Here is a 17,121-nt window from a genome sequence, read left to right on the forward strand (position 1 = left end):
GCACCTGCCCCCGGCGGAACGTGCTGGCGGGGTACACAGGTCGCAGGATCCCCGACCCCTGGGAGCGCTCATGACCTCAGCCGACGGCCAGCCGACGAAGCGCGTGCGGAGCCTGGACGACCTGGTCACCTGGATGCAGTGGCTCGCCGACGACGTGGTCCGGGCGCCCGACGCCGTGGTCAACCCGGAGCTGGACCAGTTCCTGGCCGCCTGCGCCACCCAGCTGCGCGATCGTGGGCGCCTGCAACGCCGGGCGGGCCAGCCGGCGCCGGATGGGGCGGCCTGGCAGTTGGTGGCCGACGCGCTCGCGGCCGCCTGCCACGACTACTGACCCCACCCGCGGCCCGGCTAGGCTCCCCGGATGCGGATCGACCTGTGCACCGTCGTGGTGCGGGACTACGACGAGGCCATCCGGTTCTTCACCGGGGCGCTGGGCTTCGAGCTGGTCGAGGACTCCCCGTCGCTGACCAACGACGGACGCCCCAAGCGATGGGTGGTCGTCCGGCCGGCCGGCGGAGGAACGGGCCTCCTGCTGGCCCGCGCCGACGGTGCACGGCAGGAGGCGGTGATCGGCGACCAGACGGCCGGCCGGGTCGGCTTCTTCCTCCAGGTCGACGACTTCCGCGCCGCGTACGACCGGATGACCGCGTACGGCGTGGAGTTCGTCTCCGCGCCGCGCACCCAGCCCTACGGCCAGGTGGCCGTCTTCCTCGACGTGGCCGGCAACCGCTGGGACCTGCTCGGCCCGGCGTAGCCGGCCCCTACTCTGCCCCGCGCAGTACCGCGACGGCGGCCAGGACGTCGCCGACGGTGCGGTCCGGTCGGGGCAGGTGGGCCGGCCAGTCCTTTCCCCTGCTGACCCAGACGCTGCCGAGCCCTGCCGCGCGTCCGCCCTCGACATCGTGCACCGGGCTGTCGCCGATCACCCAACCCCCGTCCCGCAGATCGAGCCCGCACTTGCGGGCCGCGGCCTCGAAGATCTCCCGCGCCGGCTTCCGGATCCCCAACTCCCCGGACACCGCACAGGCGTCGACGCAGCGGTCCAGCCCGGTACGCCTGATCTTGCCCAACTGGTTGTCGGCCTGACCGTTGGTCACGATCGCCACCGCCCAGCCGTCGTCGCGCAGCAGCGCCAGCGAGGTCAGCACCTCCGGGCGACAGGTCACCAGTTCCGGGATGCGCCGGCGGTACCGCGCCCACAGGTCGTCCACCCGGTCCGTCAGGCCGAAGCGCTGCCCCACTTCGCCGAAGAACCAGTCCCGGGGCACGAAACCGTCCTGGACCGTGGCGATCAGCCAGGCCACGGCGTCAGCCGGCAGTTGGCGTTCGGCGCAGAACTCGACCGCCCAGCGCCCGAACGCCTCCGAACGATCGACGAGGGTGTTGTCGAGGTCGAAGAGCGCCAGCCGCTGCATGGTCAACGACCGTACCGGCCGGCGATACGTCATTGAATCCGCTGCGTCTGAATGCGTCCGTCGATTTCGGACCCGTTGGGACATATCCTTCTCGACCCGCAATCTGTCCGTCGCCGGATCGGGGGCACTCCTTGAGCCGGTGCCGGTGATAGCCTGCTGCGCCGGCGGAATGGGAACACCGTCCCGCCGACTTTCGGCACTTGAGAGGATCCCAGTTGCTTCGTCGTACTTCGGCATTTCTGCTTGCCCTGCTCGGTCTGTCCGTGCTGCTGGCGGTGCCCGCCCCCGCGCAGGCCGCGGGAACGTGCGTCCTGAGCGCACCCGGCCGGGTGGCGATCGGTCGCCCGTACATCGGTCTGAAGCTGACCATGAGCGGGCCCTGCTCGTATGCCGCGTGGGATCTCTACCACCCGACCCGCGGTTGGCAGGACATCACGATCTTTGACAACACCACCACCGACACGTGGGACGTCTACAGCTTCCACACCATCGGTACGCACACCTGGCGGCCGGGCGGCGCGTGGGACGTCAACTACGACGACCAGGCGCAGAATCAGCCGACCTCGACCGTCAAGCTCGCCGCCGGGGCGTGGATCTCCTCGTCGCGCAGCGGCGACGTGGTGACGCTGAAGGGCACCTCGCTGCTCTACTCGGTGTCGAACAACAACTACTTCAAGCGGTCCGCCGGCGGGGTCTTTCAGTACCGGGAGCGCGGCACCACGCAGTGGTACAACCTGAAGTCGGTGTGGACCAACAGCAAGGGTGAGGCCACGATGTCCTACCGGATCAGCAAGACCCGGGACTACCGGTTCGCGCTGTACTCGACGTCGATCAGCTGGGACCTGGGCAGCGCGGTGACCACCCGCTGACGTAGTGCGCGGCCCTGATCCTGCCTTGCCCTGACGGAATGCCGGGTTCATCAGGGGCCGCACACGACGCACCACGCGCGTCATCAGAGCAGAACCCCCGCCGACTCCGAGACAAGGTCGGCGGGGGTTTGCTCAAGGCAACTCCAGAACGACGGTGATAGTGTCCCTTTGCAGCCTGGGTTGGCTCCTGCCTCTGGTCATTGATGATGCTCTGCGCGCTCTTGTGCGCCGTCGACGAAGCCCTAGGCTGTCGCCATGTCGCCGGAGCACGAAGTGATCGATCTGGACAAGCACGATCACGAGCCGGCCGTGAGCAGCACTACCCACGGCCACGTCGCGACTAGACAGAAGATGATCCTTCGCCTCGTCGCTGCCTTCGTCGCCGGCGTGGTGCTCGGCGGTGTCGGTGTCGGTGAGCTGCGGGACTCACGTGAACAGCGGGAGCGGGCCACCGTGGTCGCACTCGTGGCGCTGCCTGAATCGGTCAACCTTGGCGGTTCGTTCATCGAGGGATCCGTCGAGCTGAACGGCCAGCTGCTATTGATCAACGCTGGCCCCGCGCCGATCACGGTTCACGCGGTTCACGCGGAGAGGCCCGGCGTTCTGATACGCAACATAGGTCAACCCCGGCTGTTGCGCCCTGGCGGCACCGGTCAGATCCTCGTCGAGCTGCAGTTCGAGTGCTCGATCGCCTTCCAGCCGGAGCCATTGTCGGTACGGTTTTCGGTCGAGACCGACAACAAGCAGGTCAGCGAGGTCCGCTACCCCGTCGCTCTCGTAGGAAGTAGCTGGGAGCGCGATGCTATGAGCATGTGCGAGCCCCGCCCCTAAGGGATGTCTCGTAACCCCGGTGTCTGTCTGTCAAGGACGGTCATCGAGGATGTCTGGGTGCAGGTGATCTCTGCAGCCCGCCCGGAGTGGATCTTCCCGTTCACTGGTCTGCAGCCGGCCCAGTTCCGGCGGCTGGTCCGCCTGGTCGCCGAGCGTGGCGGCGACGGCATCGCCGACGGCCGGCCGGGCCGGCAGTGGGCCCTCGACCTTGCCGACCGGGTGCTGCTGGTGGCCACGTACTGGCGTACCAACCTGACGATGCGGCAGATCGGTCCGTTGTTCGGGGTGTCGCACTCCGCCGCGCACCGGGTCATTGACACCGTCGGCCCGCTGCTGGCCCTGGCCCCGGTGCGCCGGCGGCCGGTGGACCAGATCGCGATCGTCGACGGCACCCTGGTCCCGACCCGGGACCACCGCCTGGCCGCCCCGAGCAAGAACTACCGCTACTCGACGAACCTGCAGGTCGCCATCGACGCCAGCACCCGCTTGGTCATCGCCGTCGGCGACCCGCAGCCCGGCAACCGCAACGACACCATCGTCTACCGCACCTCCGGTATCGACCAGAAGCTGGACGGGCGGCCAGTCATGGCCGACGGCGGCTACCGCGGCAACCCCGAGGTGATCATCCCGTACCGCAAGCCCTCCGACGGCAGTGCGCTGCCGGCCTGGACGGAAGACCTGAATGCACAGCACCGCACCGTCCGAGCGCAGGTCGAACACGCCCTGGCCCGCATGAAGACCTGGAAGATCCTGCGCGACCACCGCCGCGCCGCCCGCACATTGACCGACACCGCTTCCGGCATCGCCAACCTGCACAACATCGCCCTCGCCGGGGGAAGACCAACCCGGTGCCGGGCAACGCCTTCACCCAGTTACGAGACGTCCCTTAAGGTGCCTCCAATGCGCATTCCACCTCTGCCTAAGGCATCGCTGGATCTCACCGGCGACAAGGCTGCGAAGCGAGCAGTCGGCAACCGTCCGGCGAACGTCACCTCACCCATCACGATTGACGCCTACAACCCTGAGTGGCCCGCAATGTTCGCCAAGGAGGAGGCGGCCATCCGGGCTGCGCTCGGTGCCAAAGCGCTTGCGGTCGAACACGTAGGGTCGACCGCCGTGCCCGGTCTGGCGGCCAAGAATCGACTCGACATCGACCTCATCGTTGCGGACCCGGCAGATGAAGATGCCTACGTGCCGCCGCTGGAAGCCGCCGGCTACTTCCTACGCACCCGCGACCCCGACTGGTACCAGCACCGCTGCCTCTGGACCCACGACCACGGGGTGAATCTGCACGTCTTCGGCCCTGACTGCGATGAGTACCTCCGGCACCTGATCCTCAGAGACTGGCTTCGCACCCACCCAGAAGATCGCGATCGCTACGCGGCCGAGAAGCACCGAGTCGCCCAGGAACATCCGATGGACATGGCGTTGTACGTCCAGGGCAAGGCGGCGATCATCATCGACATCCTTAAGCGATGCGGGCTGCGCTGAACAGCACGCGCTGACCCCCTCGCCATCCCACCACTCACGAACCGGAACCGTTCGGCAACTCCATCTCGGAGTCGTCTGGCCCCCGCCGGAGGCATGCCCTTCATCGGCCGGCGCGCCGGCCGATGCCGGCGCTTTCGCCGCCAGCAGGCCGAGCGCGGCCGGCGCGGGCCGCTTGCGGGCCGCCTTGACCCGTGTGTGGGAGTGGCTGACGCAGCGCTTGGACGAGGGCACGCCGCGTACCTCGCTCAAGCTGTACTTCGAACTCCTCGACGCCGTGCTAAACGCCGCAGTGACCGACAAGGTGATCACCGACAACCCATGCGACGGCGTAAAGCTCGCTCAGGTGCTGCGGGGCTTTTCTCGGGAGCCAAAGTGGGTGCCGAGGGAGCGCGAGGTTCTGGCGCTGCTCGACGTCGTGCCTCCTCGTTACCGGGCGGCCATCTGGCTGGGCGCTGGGCAGGGCTGTCGGCTGGGTGAAGCGCTCGGCGTGGAGCAGGGTGCCCGCTGTGTCGACCGCGACCGGGGAGAGCTGCACATCGTCCAGCAGTTGCGGTACGCGCCCCAGGAGCACGCGGGGTTCTACCTCAGCGAGCCCAAAGCGGGCTCGTTTGGAACGGTCGATCTTGACCCGGTCGTGGGCCAAGTCCTCACCGAGCACGTCCGCGACTTCCCGCCCGTCCCGGTGGAGCTGATCGACGTCACCTCCGGCGACCCGGTCCGGCGCGTCGTGCCGCTGTTGTTCACCACAACGCGGGGCAACCCGTTCACCGACCGCACCTGGTCGCGAGAGTAGGCCGACTGGCGGGCAGCCGCTGGCTGGCCAAAGGAGCACGGAACCTTCCATGCGCTACGGCATTTCTTCGCCACGACGCTGATCACAAATCACGCCGAACCGCAGGACGTCCAGCGGCAGCTACGGCACAAGACGCTGCGGATCACGTTGGAAACGTACGTGCACTGGTGGCCGAAGCGGGACCGGCCTCGCGGCATCGTTGGGAACGTCCTGCGGTCGGCGCGTTCAGGTCAAGATCAAGCCTGATCTGTACTGACGTTGTACTTGTCGATCAAACAAAACGAGAAGCCGCAGGTGGGGAGCATAAATGGTGGAGCTCAGGGGACCCGAACCCCTAACCCCTGCCTTGCAAAGATCAAGACGGCTGTCTGCCTAGGTCGGTGACTGGCGCTGAGCTGCTCGCCGTGTCGCCTGCCATCGGCCCCGGACGGTATCTGTCGGCGGGCTTGGCTGTACGAGTGGCTGTACTGACCGTTCTACTCGGCCGGCTCCATGACCTTGGACGGCTCTCCGAGTATGGCGGGCAGCTCACCCAAGGTATGGATAACCGGCCCGCCCCAGCTGGGGTCGGTGTCGTTGTGCTCCGTGGTCCGGAAGACGGTCATACCGACCGCTGCCGCCCCGGGCAGCTCACCGTTTGAGCCGTCGCCGACGAAGAAGCACTCCGCCGGCTCGACCCCCAGGCGCTCGGCAGCAAGGTGATAGATCGCCGGGTCGGGTTTGGCCAGCCCGACATCGCAGGAGAAGATCGCGACATCGAACCGTCGGGCAAGCGGACTCTGCGGCCACGGCTCGGAGGTGTCCGAGGTGGCGTTGCTGATGAGGGCCAGCGGACGACCATCGGCGCGTAGCGCGTCGAGCACGTCCAGGGTGGCGGGCGAGACGCTGTCGAGCATTCGGCGTCCGAGGGCTCGCCGATGCTCACCGGCCCGTGCCACCTGCGCGTCGGTCGGTGTGCCGCCGAGGCGTCCGGCGAGGATGCGGATGGTCTCCTCCACGTCCCACCGGACCAGCCGGTCCCGCCAGGTGGCGTGGTACGCGGCGACCAGCTCGGCCGGAGCCACGCCGACCATGACCGCCATTTCGCCGACTACCCGGTCACGCTCCTCATCAGCCCCGTGGATCAAGGTATGGAAGAGGTCGAAGATCACTGGTCGAGACATCCCAGCATCCTACTGAGATCGTCACCGCTGTCACCTTGCTTGCCATCCCGTCTGCCGCCGACCCACACACCGTGGAGCGGGCCAGGGCCAGGGCGACAAGGTGGAGCGCCCTACCGGACGAACGACCTTGTCGCCCTGGCGCTGGCCACCGGGCTCCGGCGGGCTGAGCTGTTGGGCCTCCGGTGGTCGGATGTAGACCTGCCGGGACGGGCGCTGTTCGTTCGGCAGACGCTCCAGCGGACGGATCGCGGGTTGGAGTTCGTGCCACCGAAGACTCACCGGTCGAGTCGGCCCCTGCCGCTGTCGGCTCTGGCCGTTCGGGCGCTGGGGGCGCAGCGGGTGCGTCAGGCCAAGGAACGGCTCGCCGCTGGGGAGGTGTGGTCGGATCTGGGCATGGTCTTCGCCAGCACCATCGGTACTGCGATGGAACCGCGGAACGTCAACCGGCGCTTCGAGCAGCTCCGCGCGGCGGCCGGCCTGGACTGGCTGCACCTACACGACCTGCGGCACGCGTTCGCCACGTTCCTGCTCCACCAGGGCGAGGATCTGCGAACGGTGATGGAGCTGCTCGGGCAATCCACGATCCGGATGACGGCCGACACCTACGGGCACGTCCTGCCGGCGCGAGCTCGTCACGCTGCCTCGGCCATCGATCGGGTGCTGGGCGAGGAGGCACGGCGTGACCGCTTGGCTGTACGAATGGCTGTACTCGGGACCGAGGTCAACCGGTGAAAGTGCTGGTGGAGCCCAGGGGACTCGAACCCCTAACCCCTGCCTTGCAAAGGCAGTGCTCTGCCAGTTGAGCTAGGGCCCCGAGGGCGGGCGGAGCCGCCTGGTGCCGGGTGTCAGCGCAGGTCGGGGGCGGTGGTCGCCTCGTGCCACAGGGCGCGCTCGTCGTTGGAAGCCTTGACCTTCTTGGCCACCACCGCGGCAACGCCGACGACGCCGACCAGGAACAGAAGCTTCTTGAACATGGGGCGACCCCTCGCGCTCGACTGTGCCGTCGGAACGGTGTGCGGTGGGGCTAGCTGGAATCGAACCAGCGACCTCAGAGTTATCAGCTCTGCGCTCTAACCGACTGAGCTATAGCCCCGCGTGGCGACGAGCAAGGTTAACCCATCGCGTCGCTCGGCCCCAAATCGGGGGGCCGGCGCGCCCGCGCCACTTTGAACCTACCCGTACGCACGACGCCGGGGCGACCGCTTTCGGCGGTGCCCCGGCGTCGTGGAGCCGGATCAGTCCCGCTCGGCGAGTGTCAGCTCGATCCCGCCGACCAGGTCGGCGCAGACGTTGTAGACGAACGCGCCGAGCGTGGCGAGCGCGGTGAACAGCACGACGTTCACCAGGCCGATCAGCGCGGAGCTGAGGATGACGCCCTTGGCGGTGATCTGGAAGCCGCTGGTGCTCTGCCCACCGCCGGCGCTGACCAGGTCGGTCAGGCTGTCGTTGACGCTCTGGAACACGCCCATGGCGTCCAGGGCCAGGTAGAGCACCGAGGTGGCGACGACCACCACGATGAAGAGCACCACCGACACCGAGAAGGCGAACTTCATCACCGACCAGGGGTCGATCCGCTTGAGGTTCAGCCGGGCCCGGCGCGGGCCGCGGGAGGCGGCCGAGCCGACCGAGGTACGCGCGGCGCGTACCGCGTCACCGACCCGAGCGGCCCCGACGGCGCCACCGATGCCCGGCGGCAGGCCTCCGCCGTTTGCGGGACGGCCTCCGGCTGCCGGGCGGCCGTCGGGCGACGGCCTCGCCCCGCCGCCCACCCTCGGCTGGGTGCCGGTGCCGGACGGGGAGGTGGCGGCTCCCGCCTTGATCGGCTGGGTGGTGTTGGCCGACTTGGCCGAGGCAACCGCCGGCTGGGTGGCGGAGGAGGGCCCGTCGAGCCCCGCTGTCGGGGGCTTCTCGGTCGACCCCTCGTCGCCCGGCGTCTCCGGCGGCGGTGTCATGCCGGGGGCCCGGGTGAACTTCGGGGCAGGCGCATCGGCGGGGACGGTCGCCCGACCCACGGCAGCGCGACCGGCCGCGGCTGTGCCGCCCTTGGCGGCCTCCTCGTCGACCGGGGTGGCCGAGGTCCCCGTGTTCCCCGACTTCGCCTGTGTCTCCGTCATCAACTAGTCCTGTTCGTCAGGCTCGTCGGCATTGCGAGCAATCGCCACGATAGTCACGCCGTCCGGGAGGTCCATCAGCTTGACCCCCATTGTGTTCCGGTCACGCGTACGGCGTACAGGCTTCACCGGAGTCCGGATGACGCCGCCGTTACTCGTGATCGCGAACAGTTCGTCGTCCGGGTCGATCACGATCGCGCCGACCAGACCACCGCGTCGCTCGGTGATCTTGGCAGTCAGCACGCCCTTACCTCCCCGACCCTGGACCGGATATTCCTCGATCGGGGTGCGTTTCGCGTATCCCCCGTTCGTGGCCACCAGAACGTCCAGGCCCTCCCGAACCACCTCCATGGCCAGCAGGACGTCGTCGTCGGTGAAGCGCATCCCGATCACGCCCGAGGTGGCGCGGCCCATCGGGCGCAGCGCCTCGTCGGTGGCGTTGAACCGGATCGCCTGCGCCTTCTTCGAGACGAGCAGCAGGTCCTCCTCCGGCGCCACGAGGACAGCACCGACCAGCTCGTCCTCATCGCGCAGGTTGATCGCGATGACGCCGCCGGACCGGTTGGAGTCGAACTCCTCGAGTCGGGTCTTCTTCACCAGGCCGTTTCTCGTGGCCAGTACCAGGTAGGGAGCCACCTGGTAGTTCGGGATTTCAATGATCTGCGCGATCTGCTCGTCAGGTTGGAAGGCGAGCAGGTTGGCCACGTGCTGGCCCTTGGCCACCCTACTGGCTTCCGGCAACTCGTACGCCTTGGCCCGGTAGACGCGGCCCTTGTTCGTGAAGAACAGGATCCAGTCGTGGGTGGAGCATACGAAGAAGTGGCTGACGATGTCGTCCTGCCGCAGGGTGGCGCCGCTGACGCCCTTGCCGCCGCGCCGCTGGGAGCGGTAGAGGTCGACCTTGGTCCGCTTGGCGTACCCGGTGCGGGTGATGGTGACGACCACGTCCTCGCGGGCGATCAGGTCCTCCATCGAGACCTCGCCGTCGAACGGCACGATCTTCGTCCGCCGCTCGTCGCCCCACTTCGCGACGATCTCGCCGAGCTCCTCGGAGACGATCTTCCGCTGCCGCTCCGGCTTCGCCAGGATGTCCTTGAGGTCGGCGATCTCGATCTCGAGCTTCGTCAGGTCGTCGACGATCCGCTGCCGCTCCAGGGCGGCGAGGCGGCGCAGCTGCATGTCCAGGATCGCGGTCGCCTGGATCTCGTCGATGTCCAGCAGCCGGATCAGGCCCTGCCGGGCGTCGTCGACGGTGGGCGAGCGCCGGATCAGGGCGATCACCTCGTCCAGGGCGTCCAGCGCCTTGGCCAGACCGCGCAGGATGTGCGCCCGCTCCTCCGCCTTGCGCAGCCGGAACGCGGTCCGCCGGCGGATCACCTCGATCTGGTGCTCGACGTAGTAGCGCAGGAACTGGGCCAGGTTGAGCGTGCGCGGCACCCCGTCGACGAGGGCCAGCATGTTGGCGCCGAAGGTCTCCTGGAGCTGGGTGTGCTTGTAGAGGTTGTTCAGCACCACCTTGGCGACCGCGTCGCGCTTCAGGACCAGCACGATCCGCATGCCGGTACGCCCGGAGGACTCGTCCCGGATGTCGGCGATGCCGGCGAGCTTGCCCTCCTTGATCAGCTCGGCGATCCGCTCGGCGAGGTTGTCCGGGTTGACCTGGTAGGGCAGCTCGCTGACCACCAGGCAGGGCCGGCCCCGCTTGTCCTCCTCGACCTCGACCACGGCGCGCATCCGGATCGAGCCGCGCCCGGTCCGGTACGCGTCCTGGATGGCCTGGGTGCCGACGATCAGCCCGTGGGTGGGGAAGTCCGGGCCCTTGACGATCTCCAGCAGGGCGTCGAGGGTGGTGGCCTCGTCGACCTCCGGGTTCTCCAGGCACCACTGCACCGCCGCGCCGATCTCGCGCAGGTTGTGCGGCGGGATCTTGGTGGCCATGCCGACCGCGATGCCCTCGGAGCCGTTGATCAGCAGGTTGGGGATCCGCGACGGCAGGATGGTGGGCTCCTTGGCCCGGCCGTCGTAGTTGTCCTGGAGGTCGACGGTGTCCTCGTCGATGTCCCGCAGCATCTCCATGGCCAGCGGGTCGAGCTTGCACTCGGTGTACCGCATGGCCGCCGCCGGGTCGTTGCCCGGGGAGCCGAAGTTGCCGTTGCCGTCGACCAGCGGGTAGCGCAGCGACCAGGGCTGCGCCATCCGGACCAGCGCGTCGTAGATCGCCGAGTCGCCGTGCGGGTGGAACTGACCCATCACGTCACCGACGACGCGGGAGCACTTCACGTAGCCGCGGTCCGGCCGGTAGCCGGAGTCGAACATGGCGTACAGGATCTTGCGGTGGACCGGCTTGAGCCCGTCCCGGACGTCCGGCAGGGCCCGCCCGACGATGACGCTCATCGCGTAGTCGAGGTACGAGCGCTGCATCTCGACCTCGAGGCCGACCGGCTCGATCCGGTCGTGCTGCACGACCGCCGCGAGAGGTGTCTCCGGGATCTCCGGCTCGTTCGGGGTGGACTCGGGAGTATCGGTCACTGTTAACCCTTATCAGACTCAGAGTCGTTTTCGTGCTGTGGATAACGGCTGTGGGAAACCGGCCAAGTTGTGGATAACTCTGTGGACCGGGTGGCCGGACGGTGGACACCGGCCGGCCACGCCGGGTCCGTCAGATGTCGAGGAACCGCACGTCCTTGGCGTTGCGCTGGATGAACGACCGGCGGGCCTCGACGTCCTCGCCCATCAGCACGCTGAACAACTCGTCGGCGGTCGCGGCGTCGTCGAGCGTCACCTGGCGCAGCGTACGCGTCGCCGGGTTCATGGTGGTTTCCCACAGCTCGGGGTAGTTCATCTCACCGAGACCCTTGAACCGCTGGATGTCGTCCGGGCGAGCGTTGGGCTTCTTCTGCTGGCGCAGCGCGATCAGCCCGTCGCGTTCCCGGTCCGAGTACGCGTACTGGGCGTCGTCGCCCTTCTTGTTCCACTTGATCTTGTAGAGCGGCGGGGCGGCCAGGTAGACGTGGCCCAGCTCGACCAGCGGCCGCATGAAGCGGAAGAGCAGGGTGAGCAGCAGCGTCTGGATGTGCTGGCCGTCGACGTCCGCGTCGGCCATCAGCACCACCTTGTGGTACCGCAGCTTCTCCATGTCGAAGTCGTCGTGGATGCCGGTGCCCAGCGCGGTGATCAGCGCCTGGACCTCGTTGTTCTTCAGCACCCGGTCGATCCGGGCCTTCTCCACGTTGAGGATCTTGCCGCGGATCGGCAGGATCGCCTGGGTCCGCGGGTCACGGCCCTGCTTGGCGGAGCCACCGGCCGAGTCGCCCTCGACGATGAAGACCTCGGACTCGCGCGGGTCGGTGGACTGGCAGTCGGCCAGCTTGCCCGGCATCGAGCCGGACTCCAGCAGCGACTTGCGTCGGGCCAGCTTGCGGGCCTGCTGGGCGGCGATCCGGGCCCGGGCCGCCTGGGACGCCTTCTGAATGATCATCTTGGCCTCGGCCGGGTTGCGGTCGAACCAGTCGACCAGCCGGTCGTTGCAGACCCGCTGCACGAAGCTCTTCACCGGGGTGTTGCCCAGCTTGGTCTTGGTCTGGCCCTCGAACTGCGGGTTGGCCAGCTTGACCGAGATGATCGAGGCAAGGCCCTCGCGGATGTCCTCGCCGGAGAGCTTCTCGTCGCCCTTGAGCAGCTTCTTGTCCGCGCCGTAGCGGTTGACCACGCTGGTCAGCGCCGACCGGAAGCCCTCCTCGTGGGTGCCGCCCTCGTGCGTGTTGATCGTGTTGGCGAAGGTGTAGACCGACTCGCCGTACGACTCGTTCCACTGCATGGCGATCTCGACCGACATGCCCTCCTCCTCGGCGCCGAACTCGACCACCGTCTTGTGGATCGGGTTCTTGGAGGCGTTGAGGTGCCGGACGAAGTCGGCGATGCCGCCCTCGTAGAGGAAGGTGACCTCGCGCTGCCGGCCGTCCTCCTCCTCGGCGACCCGCTCGTCGAGCAGGTGGATGGAGAGACCCCGGTTGAGGAAGGCCATCTCCTGGAGGCGCCGGTAGATCGTCTGGAAGTCGAAGTCGACGGTCTCGAAGACGTCCGGGTCCGGCCAGAAGGTGACCGCCGAGCCGGTGCGGTCGGTGGTCTCGCCCTTCTCCAGCGGGCTCGGCTTGGAGTCGCGGTACTTCTGCCGCCAGACGAAGCCGGACTTGTGGATCTCCACCGCCATCCGGGTGGAGAGGGCGTTCACCACCGAGACGCCGACGCCGTGCAGACCGCCGGAGACCGCGTAGGCCTTGCCGTCGAACTTGCCGCCCGCGTGCAGGACGGTCAGCGCGACCTCGACACCCGGCTTCTTCAGCTTCGGGTGCAGGTCGACCGGGAAGCCACGGCCGTTGTCGGTGACCTGGACGCCGCCGTCGGCGAGCAGCACCACGTCGATGGTGTCGCAGTAGCCGGCGAGCGCCTCGTCCACGGCGTTGTCCACGACCTCCCACACGAGGTGGTGCAGACCGCGCTCGCCGGTCGACCCGATGTACATACCGGGCCGCTTGCGGACCGCCTCCAGCCCCTCCAGGACGGTGATCGACTCTGCGCCGTACTCCTGCTTGTCCTGCGTTGCCACCCTCGGCCACTTTCTCGCGCCGGCCGCGCCAGGGCGCGGAGGCGCGGGTTCGGCGGACAGGACGCGACGTCGGCGCACGGACCGGCCCGGGAAGTCCAGGTCACGGAGCGCGTGCACCGGTCGCCGCGGTTGCCCGCGGATCGCGATCGGCTCGACCCGACGCGGGACAATGATCAAGGGCCCTTGGGGGCCCGTGTCCGTCGCTCCGTGCCGGGTGTTCGTCTCGCGGTCAATCTTACTGTGCGCTCACGACACAACCGCCACTCGGCACCCTTGCGCGGCGTCTGAGAACTCCGTAGCCGGCCGAACCGCGCTGTCCGCGACTCCCCCTACACGCCTGGCGAAGATCGGGGGCGGCGCCGCACGGAGAAACGTCGGGCGGGTGGACGCCCGGCCAGGGGTCGCGCGCAGACCGGCCGTACCGTACCTTTGCGGCGCCACCGGTGCTCGTCTTGATCTTTTCCATCCGCAAGCGGGACGATCGACGCGATCGAACCGACACGTGCTCACAAGGGGTGACGCCAGATGGGGCTGGACAATGTCGCGGTGCACTGGCCGCGGACCGGCCGCTTCTACGACCCGGTCGCGCCGGCCGAGTTCGTGGACTTCGGTGAGATCGTGGACATCCCCGGGATCTCCGCGCCGACCGCCGCGCTCGCCGAGCACATCGCCAAGACCGGCACGGTGCGGGCGACCGCCTACACCGAGCTGGTCGACCTGATCCTCGGCCTCGAAAATGTGCTCTACGCCACGGAGGCCGCCGCCGAGGACGAGGACCCGGTGATCGACCCGGACGGCTGCGCCTGGATCGCCGGCGGGTTGGAGAAGTTCGTCGCCCAGCACCGGCCGTACGGCGAGGCGGTGAGCTTCGAGTCGGTCAGCGAGGTGCTCCGCGCGCTGCTGGGCGACGGGCGCCTGGCCGAGCAGCAGCTGCGCTGGCTGGAAAGCCGGCTCGACCGGCTGCGCGACGAGAGCGGCGACCCGCCGCAGTGGGACTTCACCTGCGCCGAACTCGGCGTCCTGGCCGCCTTCTACCGGCGCTGCGCCGACCGCGGCTTCGCCGTCTACGCCGACGCCTGATCCCGTGCCGGGCCGCCCCGTCGACCTGACCGGGCGGCTCGCCGGCGTCGTCAGGAAGTCGTCGAGCCCGGCGCGGCGGGGGTGCCGGTCGCGGCGCGGTTCGCCGCGCCGATCACCTCGGTCAGCATCGTGTGCAGGCGCCGCAGCTCCTCGACCGGCATCCCGAGCCGTTCCACGATCGTCGGCGGAATCTGCTCGGCCCGGGCACGCAGGGCCTGACCGGCGGCGGTGAGCGTGACGGCGAGGCTCCGCTCGTCCGCGGGGTCCCGCTCGCGCCGCAGGTAGCCCGCCGCCTCCAGGCGCTTGAGCAGAGGCGACAGCGTGCCGGGGTCAAGCTGGAGCAGGCGGCTGAGTTCCCGGACCGACAGCGGCGCGTGCTGCCACAGCGCGAGCATGACCAGGTACTGCGGATGGGTCAGCCCCATCGGCTCCAGCAGCGGCCGGTAGACGGCGACGACCCCGCGGGCGGCGACGGAGAGGGCGAAACACACCTGCTGTTCCAGCGCCAGCGGATCCCCGTCCATCTGGTCACGCACCGATCGGCCTCCTCATGGTCGTTGCTATCGTACCAATGATTGGTGTGCGAACCATTGGGGCACAAAGCATCGAGGAGAGGTCAGGCGCGATGAGCGAGGCGAAGCGGCAGCAGCGGGCGCCCGGCGAGGGCGGCACGCTGTGGGCCTGGGCCTTCAAGTACCTGGCCGGCCCGGCCGAGGGGGTCCAGGGTGCCGTGCAGGGCGGTTCCACGCAGGCCCGCCAGGCGTGGACGCGGGACCTGGCGAACCGCAAGCGCTGGAGCCGTGAGCAGCGGGAACGCAAGCGCGCCGAGCGCGAGGCCCGACGCGCCGGGCGGTGACCCGGGCTCAGCCGTAGGTGTCCCGGGGGCCGCGGCCCCGGACTCGCCGCGGGCCCTTCGACCAGGACGGTGCCGCCGGGCCGTGGATGTGCAGTTTGAGCACCACGTTGTGGCCGACCTCGCCGGCGATCCGCTTGAGCAACGACCCGGCGAGCAGCCGCAGCTGGGTGGCCCACGCCGTCGAGCGCGCCTCCACCGTCAGCACGCCGTCCTCGAGCTTCACCGGGCGGCTGTGCTGGGCGATCTCCGCCCCGACCACCTTCTCCCAGGCGCCGAAGACGGTCGCCTCGGCGGCCGGCTGCTGCCATCCGCGCGCCTTCATCAGCCGTTCCAGCACCACGCCCAGCGGCTGCGGGTCACGCGGGTCCGGGCCCGGCCCGGAGTAGCCGCGCAACCGCCGCTCACCGCCGTCGCCGGAGACCGCGCTCTTGCGACGGGTCTTCGCCGCCGACTCCCGGCGGGACTTCGCCGCGTCCAGCACCGCCCGGGCCAGCTCCGGCCCCGCAGCCGAGCCGGTCGCCGCGCCATCACCCGCACCACCCGCGGCCGAGCCGCCGGCCGCGGCGTCCGCGCCCTTCGCGCCTACGCCGTCCGCGCCGGCGCTCCGCCCACCCCGGGCGGCGTCCGCGCCGGTGCCGGTCGGTCGCGCCGCACCGCCGTCCGGGGCGGCTCCGGCACCCTTGGGGGTACGCGCACCGGGCGCCCCACCCGCGGCGGCGCGGCTCGGGCCACCCGTGCGGCGGGCGTCTGCGCGGTCCGGATCAGTCGACACGGTGCACCGTCTGATCGCCCACCGTGTACCGGGTGCCGCGCAGGGCCGCCGGCACGTCGTCATCGACCGCGCAGGTCACCAGGAGCTGACCGGCCCCGCCGACCAGCTCCGCCAGCCGCTCCCGGCGGCCCGCGTCCAGCTCGGCGAAGACGTCGTCGAGGACCAGCACCGGTTCAATGCCGTCGGCGCGGAGCAGGTCGTAGCCGGCCAGCCGCAGGGCCAGCGCGTACGACCACGACTCGCCGTGGCTGGCGTACCCCTTGGCGGGCAGCGGGCCGAGGGTGAGGCTCAGCTCGTCCCGGTGCGGCCCGACCAGCGTGGTGCCCCGTTCGATCTCCGCCGAGCGGGACTCGGCCAGCGCGACGGTCAACGCCTCGGCCAGCGCCGCCCGGTCGGTGGTCGGCTCGGTCAGCTCCACCGACGGCCGGTACGCGATCCCCGCCGCGCCCCGGCCGGCCGCCACCGCGTCGTACGCCTTGGTGACGTGCGGGGCGAGGGCGGCGACCAGTTCCAGCCGGCCGGCCAGCAGCTCCGCCCCGTGCTGCGCCAGGTGGGTGTCCCAGACCGCCAGGGTGGACAGGTCCCCGCCCCGCGACCCGCCCGTCTTGCGGGCCAGGTACGCGGTGCGGAGCAGGGCGTTGCGTTGCTTGACCACCCGCTCGTAGTCGGCGCGCACCCCGGCGTACCGGGGCTGCCGGAGCACCAGCAGGTCGTCCAGGTAACGGCGGCGCTCGGCCGGGTCGCCCCGGACGAGTTCCAGGTCCTCCGGGGCGAAGAGCACCAGCCGCAGCGCGCCGATCACGTCCCGGGCCCGCCGGGCGGGTGAGCGCCCCAGTCGGGCCCGGTTCGCCTTGCCCGGCACGATCTCCAGCTCGACCAGGAGCTCCCGGCCGTCGTGCACCACCGCACAGCGGATCACCGCCGAGGCGGCACCCATCCGGACCAGGGGGGCGTCCGTGGCGACCCGGTGCGAGTCCAGGGTCGCCACGTAGCCCAGCGCCTCGACCAGGTTGGTCTTGCCGACGCCGTTGGCGCCGATCAGGACGTTCGGCCCCGGCTCCAGGTCTACGCCGACCCGCTCGTACGAGCGGAAGTCGACCAGTTCGAGCCGGCGGACGTACACAGGCTGTGGAT

17 protein-coding genes, 2 tRNA genes and 3 pseudogenes are annotated in these 17,121 nt (G+C 69.6%); 11 read left to right on the forward strand and 11 right to left on the reverse strand.

Translation table 11 applies throughout. The features are described from left to right. Positions 1-70 precede the first annotated feature (70 nt). Together AC5RWQ_RS04570 and AC5RWQ_RS04575 are read left to right on the forward strand one after the other, a co-directional pair. The gene (locus AC5RWQ_RS04570) at positions 71-331 is read left to right on the forward strand and encodes a DUF7660 family protein (RefSeq protein WP_494281473.1); all 261 of its coding nucleotides are present in this window, start codon (positions 71-73) and stop codon (positions 329-331) included. A 30-nt stretch (positions 332-361) separates the two neighbouring features. Next, on the forward strand, positions 362-754 hold the full coding sequence (locus tag AC5RWQ_RS04575) for a VOC family protein (RefSeq protein ID WP_494281474.1): 393 nt from the start codon (positions 362-364) through the stop codon (positions 752-754). Between the two features lie 7 nt (positions 755-761). Here the strand turns inward: AC5RWQ_RS04575 and AC5RWQ_RS04580 are convergent, their stop codons facing one another. Next, positions 762-1,415, reverse strand: a complete 654-nt coding sequence (locus AC5RWQ_RS04580; protein WP_494281475.1) for an HAD family hydrolase — start codon at positions 1,413-1,415, stop codon at positions 762-764. A gap of 215 nt (positions 1,416-1,630) precedes the next feature. Between AC5RWQ_RS04580 and AC5RWQ_RS04585 the strand changes: the two genes are divergently transcribed. From AC5RWQ_RS04585 to AC5RWQ_RS04610, 6 genes and pseudogenes are all read left to right on the forward strand, one after another. Continuing rightward, the gene (locus AC5RWQ_RS04585; RefSeq protein WP_494281476.1) at positions 1,631-2,284 is read left to right on the forward strand and encodes a hypothetical protein; all 654 of its coding nucleotides are present in this window, start codon (positions 1,631-1,633) and stop codon (positions 2,282-2,284) included. 255 nt (positions 2,285-2,539) lie between these two features. After that, the gene (locus AC5RWQ_RS04590) at positions 2,540-3,115 is read left to right on the forward strand and encodes a hypothetical protein (protein ID WP_494281477.1); all 576 of its coding nucleotides are present in this window, start codon (positions 2,540-2,542) and stop codon (positions 3,113-3,115) included. 57 nt (positions 3,116-3,172) lie between these two features. After that, positions 3,173-3,949: pseudogene (locus AC5RWQ_RS04595) on the forward strand (transposase family protein); the annotation flags it as partial. Positions 3,950-4,123: 174 nt separating this feature from the next. Continuing rightward, positions 4,124-4,606: pseudogene (locus AC5RWQ_RS04600) on the forward strand (GrpB family protein); the annotation flags it as partial. A 193-nt stretch (positions 4,607-4,799) separates the two neighbouring features. Then, on the forward strand, positions 4,800-5,399 hold the full coding sequence (locus AC5RWQ_RS04605) for a site-specific integrase (protein WP_494281478.1): 600 nt from the start codon (positions 4,800-4,802) through the stop codon (positions 5,397-5,399). A 30-nt stretch (positions 5,400-5,429) separates the two neighbouring features. Beyond that, a pseudogene (locus tag AC5RWQ_RS04610) lies at positions 5,430-5,645 on the forward strand (tyrosine-type recombinase/integrase); the annotation flags it as partial. A gap of 230 nt (positions 5,646-5,875) precedes the next feature. Here the strand turns inward: AC5RWQ_RS04610 and AC5RWQ_RS04615 are convergent. Further along, positions 5,876-6,550, reverse strand: a complete 675-nt coding sequence (locus AC5RWQ_RS04615) for an HAD family hydrolase (protein WP_494281479.1) — start codon at positions 6,548-6,550, stop codon at positions 5,876-5,878. Here AC5RWQ_RS04615 and AC5RWQ_RS04620 point away from each other — a divergent pair. Then, on the forward strand, positions 6,530-7,294 hold the full coding sequence (locus AC5RWQ_RS04620) for a site-specific integrase (RefSeq protein WP_494281480.1): 765 nt from the start codon (positions 6,530-6,532) through the stop codon (positions 7,292-7,294). The two genes, AC5RWQ_RS04615 and AC5RWQ_RS04620, sit on opposite strands and share 21 nt — an antisense overlap. A 6-nt stretch (positions 7,295-7,300) precedes the next feature. On the opposite strand, the gene AC5RWQ_RS04625 is transcribed toward AC5RWQ_RS04620, so the two are convergent. From AC5RWQ_RS04625 to gyrB, 6 genes are all read right to left on the reverse strand, one after another. Then, a tRNA-Ala gene (locus AC5RWQ_RS04625) sits at positions 7,301-7,376 on the reverse strand. Positions 7,377-7,407: 31 nt separating this feature from the next. Next, on the reverse strand, positions 7,408-7,536 hold the full coding sequence (locus AC5RWQ_RS04630) for a DLW-39 family protein (protein WP_218105107.1): 129 nt from the start codon (positions 7,534-7,536) through the stop codon (positions 7,408-7,410). Between the two features lie 45 nt (positions 7,537-7,581). Further along, positions 7,582-7,655, reverse strand: a tRNA-Ile gene (locus AC5RWQ_RS04635). 142 nt (positions 7,656-7,797) lie between these two features. Continuing rightward, entirely contained in the window at positions 7,798-8,676 is an 879-nt protein-coding gene (locus AC5RWQ_RS04640; protein ID WP_494281481.1) for a DUF3566 domain-containing protein, read from the reverse strand. A 3-nt stretch (positions 8,677-8,679) separates the two neighbouring features. Beyond that, the gene (gyrA, locus tag AC5RWQ_RS04645; RefSeq protein WP_334494014.1) at positions 8,680-11,202 is read right to left on the reverse strand and encodes a DNA gyrase subunit A; all 2,523 of its coding nucleotides are present in this window, start codon (positions 11,200-11,202) and stop codon (positions 8,680-8,682) included. Between the two features lie 130 nt (positions 11,203-11,332). Beyond that, entirely contained in the window at positions 11,333-13,279 is a 1,947-nt protein-coding gene (gyrB, locus tag AC5RWQ_RS04650; RefSeq protein ID WP_334494012.1) for a DNA topoisomerase (ATP-hydrolyzing) subunit B, read from the reverse strand. Positions 13,280-13,804: 525 nt separating this feature from the next. Between gyrB and AC5RWQ_RS04655 the strand changes: the two genes are divergently transcribed. After that, positions 13,805-14,359 (forward strand): hypothetical protein, encoded by a 555-nt coding sequence (locus AC5RWQ_RS04655; protein ID WP_494281482.1) that lies wholly within the window; start codon positions 13,805-13,807, stop codon positions 14,357-14,359. Positions 14,360-14,409: 50 nt separating this feature from the next. On the opposite strand, the gene AC5RWQ_RS04660 is transcribed toward AC5RWQ_RS04655, so the two are convergent. Beyond that, complete coding sequence (locus tag AC5RWQ_RS04660) at positions 14,410-14,883, reverse strand: MarR family winged helix-turn-helix transcriptional regulator (RefSeq protein ID WP_494281627.1); 474 nt, start codon at positions 14,881-14,883, stop codon at positions 14,410-14,412. Between the two features lie 101 nt (positions 14,884-14,984). Between AC5RWQ_RS04660 and AC5RWQ_RS04665 the strand changes: the two genes are divergently transcribed. Beyond that, positions 14,985-15,215: a hypothetical protein gene (locus tag AC5RWQ_RS04665; RefSeq protein WP_494281483.1), complete on the forward strand. Its 231-nt coding sequence runs from the start codon at positions 14,985-14,987 to the stop codon at positions 15,213-15,215. Between the two features lie 7 nt (positions 15,216-15,222). On the opposite strand, the gene AC5RWQ_RS04670 is transcribed toward AC5RWQ_RS04665, so the two are convergent. Together AC5RWQ_RS04670 and recF are read right to left on the reverse strand one after the other, a co-directional pair. Beyond that, positions 15,223-15,987, reverse strand: coding sequence for a DciA family protein (locus AC5RWQ_RS04670; protein WP_494281484.1), 765 nt, complete (start codon positions 15,985-15,987; stop codon positions 15,223-15,225). After that, positions 15,977-17,110 (reverse strand): DNA replication/repair protein RecF, encoded by a 1,134-nt coding sequence (gene recF / locus AC5RWQ_RS04675; protein WP_494281485.1) that lies wholly within the window; start codon positions 17,108-17,110, stop codon positions 15,977-15,979. Before recF ends, AC5RWQ_RS04670 begins: the two co-directional genes overlap by 11 nt. Positions 17,111-17,121 lie beyond the last annotated feature (11 nt).

The sequence above is a fragment of the Micromonospora sp. BS32 genome, from assembly GCF_059089345.1.